The following is a 15,270-nucleotide window of genomic DNA, read 5'->3' on the forward strand; positions in this document are numbered from 1 at the left end:
AGGGGCTATAATCGCATATTTTGATAAATTTGATCCGAAGGAGAAGAGATGAAAATTTTAATCACCGGCGGCGCGGGATACATCGGCAGCCACGTCGCAAAGGCGCTTTTAGAAGCGAACCGCCACGACGTCGTCATACTGGATAATCTTTGCAAAGGCTCGATGCGAGCGATCGAGGCGCTTCGCAAAATAGGCGAGTTTGAGTTCGTGCAGGAAAGCCTAGAAAACACCCCTGCGATCGAGAAGCTTTTTAAGCGCGAGAAGTTTGATGCGATCATTCACTTTGCGGCGTTTATCGAGGTTTTTGAAAGCACGCAAAATCCGCTAAAATACTATCTAAACAACACCGCAAACGCGATGAATTTGATCGCGCTTGCGAACAAATACGGCGTGAAAGACTTTATCTTTAGCTCCACTGCGGCGACCTACGGCGAGCCCGACATCCCGCAGGTAAGCGAGGAAACTCCGCAAAATCCGATCAATCCGTACGGCAGAAGCAAGCTGATGGTCGAGTGGGTGCTAAAAGACGCGGCTGCGGCAAATCCGAATTTTAAATATGGAATTTTGCGCTACTTCAACGTTGCAGGTGCGGCTAGCGACGGCACGATCGGGCAAAACTACCCGAACGCGACGCATCTAATTAAGGTTGCAACCCAAACGATCGTCGGCAAGCGCGATAAGATGAGCATTTTCGGCGATGATTACGACACCAAGGACGGCACCTGCATACGCGATTACATCCACGTAGAGGACCTTGCAAGCGCGCATCTGGCGGTGCTTGATTATCTACAAAGCGGTGAGAGCGCGGTTTTTAACGTAGGCTACGGCACGGGCTTTAGCGTAAAAGAGGTCGTCAATGAAGCTAAAAAAGTAAGCGGTGTAAATTTTAAAGTGGAGATCGCTCCGCGCAGAGCGGGGGATCCTGCCTGCCTCATTTCAAACGCCGATAAAATTCGCACCAAAACCTCTTGGCATCCCGAGCACGAGAGCCTGGATGAGATCATCCTAAGCGCGCTTAATTGGGAAAAGAAGCTCTAGGTTCTAGCGTGAAAGTGCGATTTGAAATTTTAAAATTTTACTCTGCCGTGTTTAATAGCGGCGAGCAAAAGGAAGCCTTGTTTGCTTAAAATTCTAAACGCCCCCGAAGCCGCGCAGCGTAAGCTCGGCGTCGTGCTATCGTATGTAAATATCTTTGTTTCTACGATACTTACTTTGGTTTATACGCCGTTTTTTCTGCGGGCGCTGGGGCAGAGCGAGTTTGGGCTGTATTCTTTAGCTAGCAGCGTTATTGGCTATTTAGCGATTTTGGATTTAGGCTTTGGCAACGCCGTGACGGTCTATACCGCCAAATACGTCTCAAGCGGCGAAGTGGAGCGCATGCATAAGCTGCACGGCACGATTTTTAGCGTGTATTTAGCAATGAGCGCGGTGATCGTGCTTGCAGGAGCTGCGCTGCTAGCCAATCTGCACGCGATTTTTGGCGCTAAGCTAAGCGCTAGTGAGATGGGCGAAATTCGCATTATGCTAATGCTACTAACTGTAAATTTAGCGATTAGCTTTCCTTTTAGCATCTATTCGTCGATCCTTACGGCGCATGAGAATTTCGTATTTATCAAGCTAGTTGGGATCTTTCGTACGATCGCTCTGCCGCTAGCTGCGGTGCCTGCGCTACTTTTGGGATATAAGGCTATCGCGATCGTAATCATCGCTACGGTGGTAAATTTAATCTGCGTCGCGGCAGATTTCATCTACTGCAAGCGCAAAGTCTCGCCCGTGATAAGCGTGCGAAATTTTGACGCCTCCACGCTTAAGCAAATTTTTGGCTACTCGTTTTTTATATTTTTAGGCATCGTAGTCGATCAAGTAAACTGGAACGTCGATAATTTTATCTTAGGCGCGGTTGCAGGCGCTACGGCGGTCTCCACGTATGCCGTAGCAAGCACGATAAATGCCACTTTCGTCACGCTTTCGCTCACCATTAGCGGCGTAATGCTTCCTAAAATCGCCAAAATGGTCTCTGCGAACTACACCGATTCCGAGCTTAGCGCGGAATTTATCAAAATAGGCAGGCTGCAATTTTACGTGATATTTTTTATTGCGTCGCTTTTGGTGATTTTTGGGCGAGAGTTTATCGTGCTATGGGCTGGCGCAAATTATGAAATTTCATACGCAATCGCGCTTATTTTGGTGCTTCCAGTAAGCGTGCCGTTGATTCAAAATTTAGGCCTAGCTGTGCTTCAGGCAAAAAACAAAGTCAAATTTCGCTCAATCGCCGCGTTTTGCGTCACGCTCGTAAACATCGCTATTTCTATCCCGCTAGCTAAGGCTTACGGAGGCGTGGGCGCTGCGTGCGGCACGGCTTTTGCGATCACCTTGTTAAATATCTGCGTGATGAATATCTACTATGCTCGTGTAATCGGACTTGACATCGCTAAATTTTGGCGAAATATCGGCGCGATGGTAGTAAAATTTGCTCCCGCAATCGCAGCAAGCCTAGCGATAAATTACGCATTAGGCTTGCACGGAGTGAGCTTTTTGCTAATTTGCGGCGGGCTTTATTCGGCTATGTTTGTGCTAAGCGCGTATTTTTGGGCGATGAACGACTATGAGCGCGCGATTTTTGGCGGCATTACGGCTAAGATAAGGAGGCGGGCTTGAGCTTCAATGTAATTAGCGAAGTGGTTACGAAAGACCGCTGTATCGGCTGCGGCGTCTGCGCGAGCAGCTGCCCTTTTATCGTGCTAAAAATGCGGCTTGGGGGCAATGGATTTTACGCGCCCGAGGAGGGCGAAGGGTGTCGCGACAAATGCGATATTTGTCTAAAAGTCTGCCCGTTTTACGAAAAAGATACGCTTGAAAATGAGCTAAATTCTAAATCATACTCAGAGCTGGAAAGCTTTAGCCCTGATTTTGGTAGGTTTTTAGCCACTTACAAATTCTACAAAAAAGATGAAGCGCAGCGCCTAAGCAGTGCAAGCGGCGGCGCGGGAGATTATATTTTTCGCGAGCTTTTTGCGCGCGGGCTCATTGATTACGCGATTTGCGCTGTGCCTGCGGACGAGGGGGATTTTATAGCCCAAAATTCCAAGCGTGATTTTTCTGCCTGCAATAATTTAGCGCAGCCACAGAATTTGCAAAATTCCGCAACCAAAAATTCCGAACAGAATTCCGCAATTCCGAATTTAACGCAGAATTTGGCGGACGATGATTCTATAAATTTCACGAGTGCGCAAAATTCCTTTTGCGAAAATTTTACGCAGAATTCCGTGCAGAATTTTACAAATGAAAATTTCGCACAGAATTCTAAAGCTTCTTGTGAAAATTCCGTATCAGCGCAGGATTTTGTTTGCGAGAATTCCAAAAACGCGCGAAATTATGCGGGCAAAAATTCCGTGCCATTATTTAAATTTAGCGTGATAAAAAATGCCGATGAGCTTACTCGTGCGCGCTCGTCCGCTTACTATCCGCTCACGCTTGAAGCAGTGCTAAAGGAGATGTCGCGCCGCGAGGGCAGATACGCGATCAGCGCGCTGCCGTGCTTTGCTAAGGCTTTAAAGCTTGCTGCGAGTAAAAATCCGCGCCTTAAATCCCGCATAAGCTTTATTGTCGGGCTGGTTTGCGGACAGGGCAAGGGTGCTGGTTTCACGCATAAGCTGGCAGATCTTGCGTTTAAAGAGCGTAAGCAGCTCGCGGCAGTTAATTACAGATATAAAATCGCGGGCAAAAGCGCGATGAGCTTTGGTTTTAAATTCCGCGCTACAGACGGCAGCGAGGCGATAGACGATCGCAGCAGTAGCGCCTTTGCCTACTGGAGTTCGCGCGCTTTTACGCCGCTTGCATGCAATGCTTGCACCGACGTTTTTGCCAAATGCGCCGACGTTGTGCTGATGGATGCGTGGCTGCAAAGCGAAATAAGCGAGTGGCGCGGCACATCGCTCGTAATTACGCGCGCAGCTCAGATCGACGCGCTGTTTTCGCAGCCTACGAAGCAGGCACGCGAGGCGATTTTTTGCGAGCGGATATCCGCAGCAGAGGTACAGCGCTCGCAACAAAGCCAGGTAAAGTGCAAAAACGAAATTTTCTACGGCGCGAAAAATCCGCTTAAGCGTTACATCTTGCGCCAGAAGCTTCAGATCCAGCGATATAGCGCTACGCATTTTGATTGCGATGATTTCATCGCTGCTAGGCTTAAAAAAATTGCCGCTGCGAATAAAGCGCTAGCGCTTTTGGCGCTACCAAAGATCGCGGCATATAAAATTTATAGGAAGTTTGCATGAAGATCGGGATTTTTACCCTGCCGCTAGTAAATAATTACGGCGGAATTTTACAAGCTTACGCGCTAAGCCGCGTGCTAGTGAGGCTAGGGCATGAGCCGTGGCTCATAAACTTGCGCCTGCAAAGAAGTAAACTATCGATTGCGTATATTAAATTTTTAGTGGCATGCGCGCTTAAAAAGGAGCTTTGCGGCGCGAAATTTAATCCCTCTTACGAGCGCGATACTAGCGAGTTTGTAGCGGAAAATATCCCTTTAACCGCGCCTGTTTGCACGCCTGCGGATTTAAAGGCGCTGTGCGAGAAAGAACGCTTTGAAGCGGTGATTTTAGGAAGCGATCAGGTTTTTCGCCCTAGCTATTTTGCGGATTTTGCAGATTGCTTTAGCCTTGGATTTTTGCCGCCTAACTGCACGCGGATCGCCTATGCTGCAAGCTTCGGCGGAGATAGGCTCTGTGGGCTTAAAAATCCCGCAGATTTAAAAGCTCACGCTGCAAATTTGGCTAAATTTAAAGCTATTTCGGTGCGCGAGCGTGATGGTGTAAAGCTTGCACGCGAATGCTTTGGCGTAGATGCGCACTGGGTACTGGATCCTACGCTTTTGGCTAACAAAGAGATTTACGATAAATTTTTAAGCCATGCGCCAAAGCGCAAGGGCTTTGCCTATATCCTAGATCCATCGCCTCGCTCAGAAGCGGCGATAGAGCTACTAAAGAAGCAAAGCGGACTAGAGATAGATGAGGTGAACGACCGCGGCAACCGCATCGGCATAAAAGCGTGGCTAAGCGCTATTGCAGGCGCGGAGTTTGTGCTAACCGACTCATTTCACGGCTGCGTATTTTCTATAATCTTTAATAAGCCGTTTTTTGTGCTCGTTAACGCTAGTCGCGGCGCGTCGCGCTTTAGCTCGCTTTTGGGCTTATTCGGGCTTGAAAATAGGGCTTTGCAAGATCCCAAAGACGCGCGCTTGGACGCGACTATCGATTGGGATGGCGTAAATGAGGCGTTGCGCCGTAAAAGAGAGGACTCGATGAAATTTTTAAAAACAAGTTTAGGCTCATAAAATGAAAATAGCTATGGTAATTTCTGCTTTAGGCAAGGGCGGTGCCGAGCGCGTGCTAAGCGTGCTGGCAAATTTTTTCTGCCGCGAGAATGAAGTCTGTGTGATAAAATTTGACGCAGATGAGCCGTTTTACGCGCTAGATCCTAAGATCGAGCTTATTAGCTTGGATTTAGGAGTAGGCGATTTAGGAGTATTTGGCAATATAAAAAAGCGCTACGATAAAATTTTAGCCTTGCATAGGCTTCTAAAAAGTCGTAAATTTGACGTAGTAATCTCGTTTTTAGATAATACCAATGTCCTTACGCTGATCGCAAATCTAGGAGTCGGGCAGAAAATCATCGTCTCCGAACACACCAATCATCGCTTTTTAAAAAGTCCGATTTGGCGCGCGCTAAAGCGGATCTTTTATCCGCGAGCTGCAGGTCTTAGTGTGCTTAGTAAATTCGATCTGGATCATTACACATATGTGCAAAATCGCGTGATTATGCCTAATCCGATGTTTGAGATTAGCCATGCTAAAGATGCTCGCCCGCCTAAAGAAAATATCATCCTAGCAGCCGGCCGGCTCAATGTCTATAAGGGCTTTGATGTCCTTCTTAAGGCGCTTGCGCTTATAGATTTCAATCTTTTAAAAGAGTGGAAGGTGGTGATCGCAGGCGACGGAGAGGAGCGAAAGAGCCTTGAAAGCCTAGCTGCGAAGCTGCGCTTAAACGTGCAGTTTATCGGCTTTGTGCGCGATATCGAAAGCTTATATGAACGCGCTAAAATCGTAGTCGTAACCTCCAAGATGGAGGGCTTTTGTAATATTTTGATGGAGAGTATATTTTTCGGCACCGCTAGAATTTCTACAGATTGCATCGCAGGTCCTAGCGAACTTATAAGCGACGGCGTGGATGGGTTTTTGTGCCCTGTAGGCGATAGCGCGAGCATCGCAAAAAAGCTTGAAATTCTAATGAGTGACGAAAAGCTGCGCGAGCGGCTCGTGCAAAACGCCTCCAAGCGCGAGGAGAGCTTTAAAATTGAAACGATCGGGCGACGCTGGCTGGATTTCATAGCCGCTACGATACACAGGGAGGAATAATGAGCGAAAATCCCTTAATCTCGGTCATCATCCCCGTTTATAATGTCAAAGAATTCCTGCGCGCTTGCGTGGAGCGTATCACGGCGCAGACCTATACGAATTTAGAAATTTTACTCGTAGATGATGGCTCAAATGATGGTAGCGAGGCGATTTGCGACGAATACGCTGCGCGCGATCCCCGTGTGTGCGTGCTGCATAAACCAAACGGCGGACAGGCTAGCGCGCGAAACGCTGCTTTGGATGTCGCTCGCGGGGAGTTTATCAGTTTCGTAGACAGCGACGACTTGATAAGCCTTGATTTGATTGAGACGCTTTTTCGCCTGACGCAGAAATTTTGCACCAAAATAGCTATGTGCGGCTACACAGCATTTAGCGACGAGAGCGAAATAAATAATTTCAAGGCGGCTTTAAATTCTAAAGAAAATCAAAATTCTAAAGAGATTAGCGATCCAGGAGGAGCTGCAAATTCGAATGCCAACGCAGGCGAATACAAAATATCGCCGCAAGAGCTTTTTAAACGCAGCTGCACGCAGGATCCGTATTTTAGCACCGCGGTTTGGCGCGCGCTGTTTACTCGCGAAATTTTCACTGCTTTGCGCTTTCCTACGGGGCAGATCTATGAGGATGTGGCGATATTTTTTGATATTTTTAACGCTTCTATTACGGCGTGCACGGATGAAATTTTATATTTTTATCGCGTAAGGGCGGGCTCTACCGTAAACTCATTCGCGCGCAGGCATCTTGCGGTCATCGCTGCGGTGCGCCGCTATACTGAGGCGATCGCTGCGAATTATCCGAGCTTGGCGCGTGAGGCTAATTTCACTCGCTGCGAATCCGCGCTGAATACGGCGTTTTTAATTATCAAATCGAGCTTTGATCCTGCAAGTTCGGATGGGGATGCGACTTCTCCTTCCGAGGCTAATACATGCAGCTTGGCAAACGAAGCGGATTTGCGCGATGCTGATAGTTTATCTTGCGCATGCGGTAAAAATTCCGCATTTAAAAATTCCGCCAAGCAAAATCATATGCGAAATTCCGAGCAAAATTCCGCGTCGCAAAGAAAGATCGCAGATCCCCGCTCGCCTTTAAGCGCTGCAGAAGCTGCGGATCAGATCCGCTCACTGCACGCTTTGGTGCGCGAGCGGTTGGATTTTGGATTTTTCGCAGCGCATGCAAGCCGCACGCAGACGCTGATGATGGTTTTGTTTTACGCTAGCCCCGCGCTTTTGTGGCTATTTTATAAAATTTATCGGAAGCTAAAATGAAAATTTTATTCGTCATCGCGGCTCTTAGAAACGGCGGCGCCGAGCGCGTGCTTCAGGTTTTGGCGAATTATTTTGCGCGCGCAAACGACGTTATGATCGCGATTTTGGAAAACGACGAGGGCAGGTATAAATTTAGCGAAAAGATAAAATTTTTGCATCTGGATGTTTATAAAAACGGCGGCAGGTTCGATAAATACAGAATTTTGCGCGAGTGTTTCAAGCGCGAGCGCCCAAGCGTCATCATCAGCTTTATGGACTGGACGAATGTAGCGTGCGTGATCGCAAGCTTCGGGCTAGGCATCCCGCTCATCGCGACCGAGCACAACGCGCACGATTATCTGCGAAGCGGGCTTTTTAGCCGCGTGCGCGATCTGTGCTATAAAAAAGCGGACGCGCTTACGGTGCTTACGTGTTCGGACTTTGAGTACTATTCGCGATTTGTCAAAAACTGCTTCGTCGTGCATAACCCCTTTTTCGGCGATATTTGCGATACCAAAGGCGCCAAGCGAAACGTGATCTTAAGCGTCGGCAGGCTCGAGCCCGTAAAGGGGTATGAAATTTACTTTGACGCGCTAAGCAGGATCGATAAAAGCCTGCTTGCGAAGTGGGAAATTTTAATCGCGGGGGACGGCTCATTGTGCGAAAGCTTGCGCGAGCTCGTGGCGCGGCTCGGGCTTGAAGTGCGATTTTTAGGGCACAAGCAGGATGTGAGCGAGCTGTATAAAGAAGCCAAAATTTTTGTGCTTAGCTCGCTTAGCGAGGGGCTTCCGAACGTGCTGATCGAGTCCGCGTTTTACGGCTGCGCACGGCTTAGCAGCGACACGGCGGGCGCAAAAGAGCTCATAAAGGACGGCTTTAGCGGCATTTTATTTAAATGCGGCGATGCGAATGAACTTGCGAGCAAGCTTGAAAATTTGATGCGCGATGAGGCGCTGCAAAATAAGCTCGTGCAAAATGCAAATGAGAATTTAGACGAGTTTTCGCAAGAGCGCATAGTCGAGCTCTGGCAGGGCTTGATCGATCAGTTTGCGCGCAAATAGCGGGCGCTTATCGATGCTCTAGTGGCGCGCAGGGATTAAATTTAAACTTCGGTGTGCTAAGATAACGTTTGCGCCCGAGCGTATCGGCGCGTTTAAATTTATAAAGACGCGTTGTGCGATGAAATTTAGCCGATCGGCGCACGGCGCAAAATGCGCTAAATTTAAACGGCGCGGCGTATGCTCGCATAAAAAGGCGCGAGCAAAGCTTAAATTTATAGCGCGGCAGAAATTTAAAAGGTAAAGGGATGAAGAAATTAAGCGTTTTTATCTATTCGATGGGAGGCGGCGGCGCCGAGCGCGTTGTAAGTAACCTCTTAGGCGAGCTTACGGTGCGCTACGAAGTGCATCTAGTGCTGATGAATGAGAGGATTTTTTATGAAATTCCAAGCGGCGTGCAGATCCATTTCATCGAAAAATCAGCCCCTTTTGAAAACGGACTGCTGAAGCTCGCAAAACTGCCGTTTTTGGCGCTTAGATACAAAAAACTATGCGAGCGCCTAGGTATCGACATCCACTTCGTTTGGATGAACCGCCCGTGTTACGTGGCGGCGCTGGCGCGAGTTTACGGACTGCGCGGAGCGATGATTTTTAACGAATGCTCGACGCCGTCGGTGCTGTATAAAGAGCCGAGCTTCAAATCCAAAATTTCAAAATTTTTGCTGCGCAAGCTCTATCCGAAGGCCGATTTTATCTTTCCAAACTCGCTTGGAAATCTGCGCGATCTGGCGGATAATTTCGGAATTGACGAGCGCAAGATGAGCGTGCTATACAACGCGATCGATCTTGATGAGATCGGTCGCAAAGCGCAGGAGCCTATCGCGCAGGAGCGGCCGTTTTTCCTAAGCGTCGGCAGGCTCGATGCGGGTAAAAACCACGCGCTTTTGATCCGCGCGTATGCAAATTTAAAAAATAACGACAAAGACCTGCTGATCTTGGGCGACGGCGTGCTGCGAGCCGAGCTTGAGGCCCTGATAGAGGAGCTAGGCTTGGGCGGTCGCGTGAAGCTTTTGGGCTTTGACGCAAATCCGTATAAATATATGGCCAGATGCTACGCGTTTGTCTTCGTAAGCCTTTTTGAGGGCTTTTCAAACGCGCTTATTGAAGCTCTTGCATGCGGCAAGCTCGTGATTTCAAGCGATCATCAAAGCGGCGCGCGCGAGCTTATGGGGCAGAGCGAATGGGGCGTGCTGGTGGGTGTGAACGATCTAGAAAGCACTCAAGCGGCGATGCAAAAAGCACTGGATGATGAAAATTATGTAAAATTTTATGAGAAAAAGGCTAAAATTAGAGCCTCGTTTTTCGATAAAAAACGGATAGCAAGCGAGCTGATCCCAAAAATAGAACAAATCGACGAAGGAAAATAGGCGTGGGTGAAGAAAAAAAGGCTTTTAGCGTCAGAGAGATCGACGAAGGATCGGACGATCAAAAAGGCGCGCAATCAATGGGTGCCGACAAAGCTGCCTTAAGCGAAAATTTTGCTAGTGAGGGAAATTTTGACGCAGAGTATTCCGCAAGCGGCGGAGAGAATTTTAGCGGCGAAAATGCCGAGCTTAAGGGTAGCGAGGATACCGCGCCTCAGAGCGATAAAAATTCCGCGCTTGATGCAAAAAATTCTGCGAGCAAAAATTCCGCGCACGCCGGCGTTAAAAATTTAAGCGACGATCAAACGCGCGCTGTTTCTGCAAAAATGCGAGCACAAAAAAAATCCAAAAAGGCTAAAAAATCAAGCGGACGAAATTCTACCTCGGTAAATTCTGAAAATTCCGCAGGCGCAAATTCTACAAACTCAAATTTAAAGGGCGCTGCAAATTCCACGAGCAAAAATTCTACAAATAAAAATTCCGCTGGCGTTGCGAACTCTACAAATAAAAATTCCGCAAAAGCCGCTAATTTGGCTAAATTTAAAAATGCGAATTCTGCAAGTGCTTTAAATTCTACAAACAGCATAAATTCTGATAATTCTAAAAGCTTTACAGCAGAAAATTCCCAAAATTCTAAAAATCAGGCAGCTGGCGCGCTTCCTGCTAGGCGCAGAATTTTTGGCTTCATAAAAAATTATGAGTTTTCAAAGCATATTTTGCTGATGATTTTGTTTGCATTTGCCTTTAGCGTGGCGTTTCGCATGTGGTGGGTGCACTGGGCGAGCGGTTTTGTGAACTACTTTTTTTGGGATGGCGAGCTGATGATAAACACAAACGACGGCTACGCCTTTGCAGAGGGCGCGCGCGATCGCCTCGCCGGCTTTCATCAGCCCAACGATCTTAGCTACTTTAGTGCACCGCTTTCGATTGTGACGGCGTTTTTGGCTGAAATTTTACCCTTTAAAATCGAGACGATATTCGTTTATCTGCCAGCTTTGTTTAGCTCGCTCATCGTAGTGCCGATTTTGCTGATCTCAAGCGAGTTTCGCTGCATGCGTGCGGGTTTCATCGGCGCGCTTGTCGCGAGCGTAGCGAATAGCTACTACAACCGCACTATGGCGGGGTATTACGATACCGATATGCTAAATATCGTGTTTGCGATGTGTATTTTGTGGGCGCTCATCCGCATTTGCACGCGCGGCTCGCGCAGCACGCTGTTTTGGCTGGGTGCATTTGCGATATTTTATATGTGGTGGTATCCGTCCAGCTTCTCGTTAAATTCCATGATGCTCGCCATGTTTTTCGCCTATACGCTGATTTTTAAGCGAAAAAGTAGGGTGAATTACGAAGCGATGATTATCTTTTTGATCGCGCTTTGCTCCACGCCTTTGGTAGCTAAAATTTTAATCTCGCTTACGCTATTTTGGCTCTTTGCATTTAAAGGAAAGCTATTAAATTTTAAATCCCTAGCCCTTTTGGGCAGCTTTGCCGTGGCGTTTTTCATCGCAAACGGAGGCCTTAGCCCGATCATCTTTCAGGCGAAATTTTATATCTTCCGCTCCTTTTCGGACAACGCCGATACGGCATTTCATTTTTTCAACGTCAATCAAACGATCCAAGAATCGGGCATCGTGCCGACTAAAGTATTTATGGAGCGCATCAGCTCGCACGTCGCGGTCTTTGTGATCGCGGCGATCGGATATGCGGTGCTTTGCTTTAGGCACAAGGAATTTTTGCTCTCGATCCCGCTTCTGCTTTTGGGCTTTGCAGCGAACAAAGCGGGCCTTAGATTTACAATCTACGCCGTGGGCGTGATGGGGCTAAGTTTCGGATATATTTTGTATTTTTGCGTAAAGCGCTTGGATCTGCCAAAGATCGCAGGGCGCGCGATACTGCTTATTTTGACGGCACTTGCGATCTATCCTGCATGGCAGCACATCGTCTCGTACAAGGTCGATACGGTCTTTTATCAAAGCGAGGTGCGGGTGTTTGACGAGCTCAAAGATAAAGCGCAGCGCGAGGATTACGCGCTTTCGTGGTGGGACTACGGTTACGGCATACGCTATTACAGCGACGTAAAGACCCTCATCGACGGTGGCAAACACCTCGGTAACGATAATTTCCCCGTTAGCTTCGCGCTTTTTAGAGATCAGATGAGTTCCGCAAATATGGCGCGCCTGGATGTCGAATACACCGAGCGCGGATATAGCGAAAAAATTCCAAACAAGCTAAAGCAAATTTTAAAAGACTACAACGCGACTGATGTAAATGATTTTATCTTAAGCTTGGGACTGGCTGATTTTAAGCCGCCGAAGCCTACGCGCGATATCTACTACATCCTGCCCGATCGCATGATGAATATCTTCCCCGTCGTTACGCAGTTTTCAAACATCGACATCACTGACGGCAAGCAGCTAGGCGAGCTGTTTTTCATAACGAGCGATAGGTTCGTTCAAGATCAAAGCGGCGTGCATATGGACAACGGCTTTTCGATCTCTCCGAATTTGCTTAGTTTAGAATTTAGCGGCAGAAAATTCGCGATCAATACCTTTTATGAAACGAGCTACGACGCGAGCGGCAAGCTGGCGGTCAAGGAGCTTAACATGGACAGCAGCGCGCAATTTTACGTGGTTTTCATGCGCGATTACGGGCGATTTTTGCTGCTAGATAAGACGATGCTAAACTCAAGCTACATTCAGCTTTTTGTATTTGAAAGATATAGACCCGAGCTATTCGAGCCTGTGATCTTAAGCCCTGCTGTGAAAGTTTATAAATTAAAGCGCTAGATAAATTTTGCCGCAAGCTAAGGAGAAATTTATGAAATTTAATCTCGCAACGCCAAACAAGGAATGCAGCATATGGCTCGCATAGGGTTTTTAAGCCATGCCGATATGAGCTTACATTTCTTTCGCCGCCCGATAATGCAGGCTTTAAAAGAGCGCGGGCACGAGGTTTTTGCAATTGCTCCTCGCGGCGCTTATACGCAGGATTTGGCACGCGATTTTAATGCCGTAACTTACGATCTTGATCGAGCGAGCTTAAATCCGTTTACCGTATTTAGCAACACCAAAGCCCTTGCACGTGAGCTAAAGAAGCTAAATTTGGACCTGCTGCAAACAGCCGCGCATAAATCAAATGTGTTCGGTACGCTGGCGGCTCGAGAGGCGGGTATAAAATATGTGATAAACTTAGTCGAGGGGCTGGGCAGCTTTTATATCGACGAAGATATTAAAACAAGGCTCGTGCGAGTGGTATTGGAGAAGCTTTATAAATTTTCATTTTCGCAGGCGGATGCTTGCGTATTTGTAAACGATGCCGATCCTGATTATATGCTATCTCGCGGGCTTATTGCGAAGCAAAAGGTCATAAGGATTAAAAGTGTAGGCGTAAATGCTGAAAGGTTCAACCCCGAAACCGTTAGTGCAGCGGATCTGGGCGAGGATTTGCACGGCAAAAAGATCGTACTGATGATAGCTCGCGCGATGTGGCATAAGGGCGTGAGAGAATTCTACGAAGCAGCAGAAATTTTAAAAGATCGATCGGATGCGAAATTTGTCTTTGTGGGCGAGGGCTTTGCGGGCAATAAAAGCACCGCTGATCCTGCGTTTTTGCAAAGCGGTGCGGTGCATTATCTAGGCGCCAGAAACGACGTGCCTGAGCTTTTGAAGGCTAGTTACCTACTGGCACTTCCTAGCTACAAGGAGGGCTTTCCGCGCACTGTTTTAGAGGCGATGAGCATGGCGCGAGCCTGCGTGGTAAGCGATTGCAGCGGCTGCGTCGAGGCGGTGCAAGATGGCGTCAACGGCTTAATCTGCCGCACTCGCGACGCGAATGATCTTGCGCGAAAGATCGAAATTTTATTGGACGATGCTGCGCTTTGCGAGAGGCTCGGGCAAAACGGACGCGAGATGGTGCTTGCAAATTACGACGAAAAGATCGTCACGGAAAAATATTTAGAGGTTTATAGGAAATTTATCGATGTATAGGTGTTTTTTAAAGCGTGCGCTCGATTTTACGGCGGCTTTGGTTTTGATCATTTTGGTTTCGCCCGTGATGGCGCTTACGTGGTTCTTGATCCGCAAGCACATCAGCAAAAGCGCGATTTTTACGCAATCTCGCCCTGGGCTTGATGAGCAAATTTTTAAAATTTACAAATTTAAAACGATGAGCGACGAGCGCGGCGCGGACGGCGAGCTTCTGCCAGACGAAGAGCGGCTGAACGATTACGGCAAAAAGATCCGCGCGCTAAGCCTGGATGAGTTGCCGCAGCTTTTCAACGTGCTAAAGGGCGATATGAGCTTCATCGGGCCGCGCCCGCTGCTGATCGAGTACCTGCCGCTTTATTCGCCGCAGCAGAGCCTGCGACACAGCGTGCGTCCGGGCATCACGGGGCTTGCGCAGGTAAACGGACGCAACGCGATCAGCTGGGAGAAAAAATTTGAGTTCGATACGTATTATGCGCAGAATTTAAGCTTTGCGCTCGATCTTAAGATTGCGCTTTTAACGATAAAAAAGGTGCTTGCAAAAGAGGGCGTGAATAAAGAGGGCATGGCGACGACGGAGAAATTTAATGGGCACAACTAAAATTTACATTTACGGCGCGAGCGGACACGGACTGGTGGTTGCAGACGTCGCGCTAGCCGCGCGCGGGGCTAAATTTAGCGAGGTCATTTTTTTAGACGACGCAGCGGGGCTGAAATTTAGCGAGGATCTGCCGAAGCACCCCGTAATAATCGCAATCGGCGATAATAAAACCCGCGCAAAGATACAAGAGAGGGTAGCGCACGCAGGTTTTGAGATAGCGACGCTAATTCATCAAAGCGCCATCGTTAGCCCAAGCGCTGCTATCGGCGAGGGCGCGGTCGTAATGCCCGGCGCCGTGATAAACGCGCGAGCTAAAATCGGTCGCGGCGCGATAATCAATTCGGGTGTCGTAATCGAGCATGAGTGCGAGATCGGCGAGTTTGCGCACATTAGCCCAAACGCGGCGCTTGCGGGCGGCGTGAAGGTTGGGGCGTTTTCGCACATTGGAATCGGTACCAGCGTCATTCAGAGGCTAAGTATCGGGCAGTGCTGCATCATCGGCGCGGGCGCTGCGGTGGTGTGCGACATAGCTAGCGACAGCGTAGCCGTAGGCGTGCCAGCTCGCGTGATTAAAAAAAATAGCTGAATTTAAAATTTATAGCAT

General features: G+C 48.2%; 12 protein-coding genes. All 12 read left to right on the forward strand.

All coding sequences use genetic code 11. The annotated features are described in order from the left end of the window. Positions 1 to 48: 48 nt before the first annotated feature. A complete protein-coding gene (gene galE / locus Q0323_RS10020) occupies positions 49 to 1,038 on the forward strand; it encodes a UDP-glucose 4-epimerase GalE (protein WP_298054085.1) in 990 nt (329 codons plus the stop codon). An 81-nt stretch (positions 1,039 to 1,119) separates the two neighbouring features. After that, positions 1,120 to 2,658, forward strand: a complete 1,539-nt coding sequence (locus tag Q0323_RS10025) for an oligosaccharide flippase family protein (protein ID WP_298054086.1) — start codon at positions 1,120 to 1,122, stop codon at positions 2,656 to 2,658. Then, entirely contained in the window at positions 2,655 to 4,277 is a 1,623-nt protein-coding gene (locus tag Q0323_RS10030) for a Coenzyme F420 hydrogenase/dehydrogenase, beta subunit C-terminal domain (RefSeq protein ID WP_298054088.1), read from the forward strand. The genes Q0323_RS10025 and Q0323_RS10030 overlap by 4 nt, the downstream gene beginning before the upstream one ends. Beyond that, entirely contained in the window at positions 4,274 to 5,335 is a 1,062-nt protein-coding gene (locus Q0323_RS10035) for a polysaccharide pyruvyl transferase family protein (protein ID WP_298054089.1), read from the forward strand. The genes Q0323_RS10030 and Q0323_RS10035 overlap by 4 nt, the downstream gene beginning before the upstream one ends. A 1-nt stretch (position 5,336) precedes the next feature. Continuing rightward, complete coding sequence (locus Q0323_RS10040) at positions 5,337 to 6,416, forward strand: glycosyltransferase family 4 protein (RefSeq protein ID WP_298054090.1); 1,080 nt, start codon at positions 5,337 to 5,339, stop codon at positions 6,414 to 6,416. Beyond that, entirely contained in the window at positions 6,416 to 7,681 is a 1,266-nt protein-coding gene (locus tag Q0323_RS10045; protein ID WP_298054091.1) for a glycosyltransferase, read from the forward strand. Before Q0323_RS10040 ends, Q0323_RS10045 begins: the two co-directional genes overlap by 1 nt. Further along, a complete protein-coding gene (locus tag Q0323_RS10050) occupies positions 7,678 to 8,721 on the forward strand; it encodes a glycosyltransferase (RefSeq protein ID WP_298054093.1) in 1,044 nt (347 codons plus the stop codon). Before Q0323_RS10045 ends, Q0323_RS10050 begins: the two co-directional genes overlap by 4 nt. 245 nt (positions 8,722 to 8,966) lie before the next feature. Continuing rightward, entirely contained in the window at positions 8,967 to 10,085 is a 1,119-nt protein-coding gene (locus Q0323_RS10055) for a glycosyltransferase (protein WP_298054095.1), read from the forward strand. Between the two features lie 2 nt (positions 10,086 to 10,087). Then, the gene (locus tag Q0323_RS10060; protein WP_298054097.1) at positions 10,088 to 12,868 is read left to right on the forward strand and encodes an STT3 domain-containing protein; all 2,781 of its coding nucleotides are present in this window, start codon (positions 10,088 to 10,090) and stop codon (positions 12,866 to 12,868) included. A 72-nt stretch (positions 12,869 to 12,940) separates the two neighbouring features. Continuing rightward, a complete protein-coding gene (locus Q0323_RS10065) occupies positions 12,941 to 14,068 on the forward strand; it encodes a glycosyltransferase family 4 protein (RefSeq protein WP_298054099.1) in 1,128 nt (375 codons plus the stop codon). Then, complete coding sequence (gene pglC / locus Q0323_RS10070; RefSeq protein ID WP_298054101.1) at positions 14,061 to 14,666, forward strand: undecaprenyl phosphate N,N'-diacetylbacillosamine 1-phosphate transferase; 606 nt, start codon at positions 14,061 to 14,063, stop codon at positions 14,664 to 14,666. The genes Q0323_RS10065 and pglC overlap by 8 nt, the downstream gene beginning before the upstream one ends. Continuing rightward, on the forward strand, positions 14,653 to 15,252 hold the full coding sequence (pglD, locus tag Q0323_RS10075; protein ID WP_298054102.1) for a UDP-N-acetylbacillosamine N-acetyltransferase: 600 nt from the start codon (positions 14,653 to 14,655) through the stop codon (positions 15,250 to 15,252). The genes pglC and pglD overlap by 14 nt, the downstream gene beginning before the upstream one ends. The last annotated feature ends 18 nt before the right edge of the window (positions 15,253 to 15,270 follow it).

The organism is uncultured Campylobacter sp. (genome assembly GCF_938030145.1).
Taxonomy (GTDB): domain Bacteria; phylum Campylobacterota; class Campylobacteria; order Campylobacterales; family Campylobacteraceae; genus Campylobacter_B.

What these genes read in the sequence shown, in the direction of transcription:
- pglD (WP_298054102.1), top strand. Translation starts at nt 14,653, where the DNA reads ATGGGCACAACTAAAATTTACATTTACGGCGCGAGCGGACACGGACTG.
- Q0323_RS10065 (WP_298054099.1), top strand. Translation starts at nt 12,941, where the DNA reads ATGGCTCGCATAGGGTTTTTAAGCCATGCCGATATGAGCTTACATTTC.
- Q0323_RS10050 (WP_298054093.1), top strand. Translation starts at nt 7,678, where the DNA reads ATGAAAATTTTATTCGTCATCGCGGCTCTTAGAAACGGCGGCGCCGAG.
- Q0323_RS10045 (WP_298054091.1), top strand. Translation starts at nt 6,416, where the DNA reads ATGAGCGAAAATCCCTTAATCTCGGTCATCATCCCCGTTTATAATGTC.
- Q0323_RS10035 (WP_298054089.1), top strand. Translation starts at nt 4,274, where the DNA reads ATGAAGATCGGGATTTTTACCCTGCCGCTAGTAAATAATTACGGCGGA.
- pglC (WP_298054101.1), top strand. Translation starts at nt 14,061, where the DNA reads ATGTATAGGTGTTTTTTAAAGCGTGCGCTCGATTTTACGGCGGCTTTG.
- Q0323_RS10055 (WP_298054095.1), top strand. Translation starts at nt 8,967, where the DNA reads ATGAAGAAATTAAGCGTTTTTATCTATTCGATGGGAGGCGGCGGCGCC.
- galE (WP_298054085.1), top strand. Translation starts at nt 49, where the DNA reads ATGAAAATTTTAATCACCGGCGGCGCGGGATACATCGGCAGCCACGTC.
- Q0323_RS10040 (WP_298054090.1), top strand. Translation starts at nt 5,337, where the DNA reads ATGAAAATAGCTATGGTAATTTCTGCTTTAGGCAAGGGCGGTGCCGAG.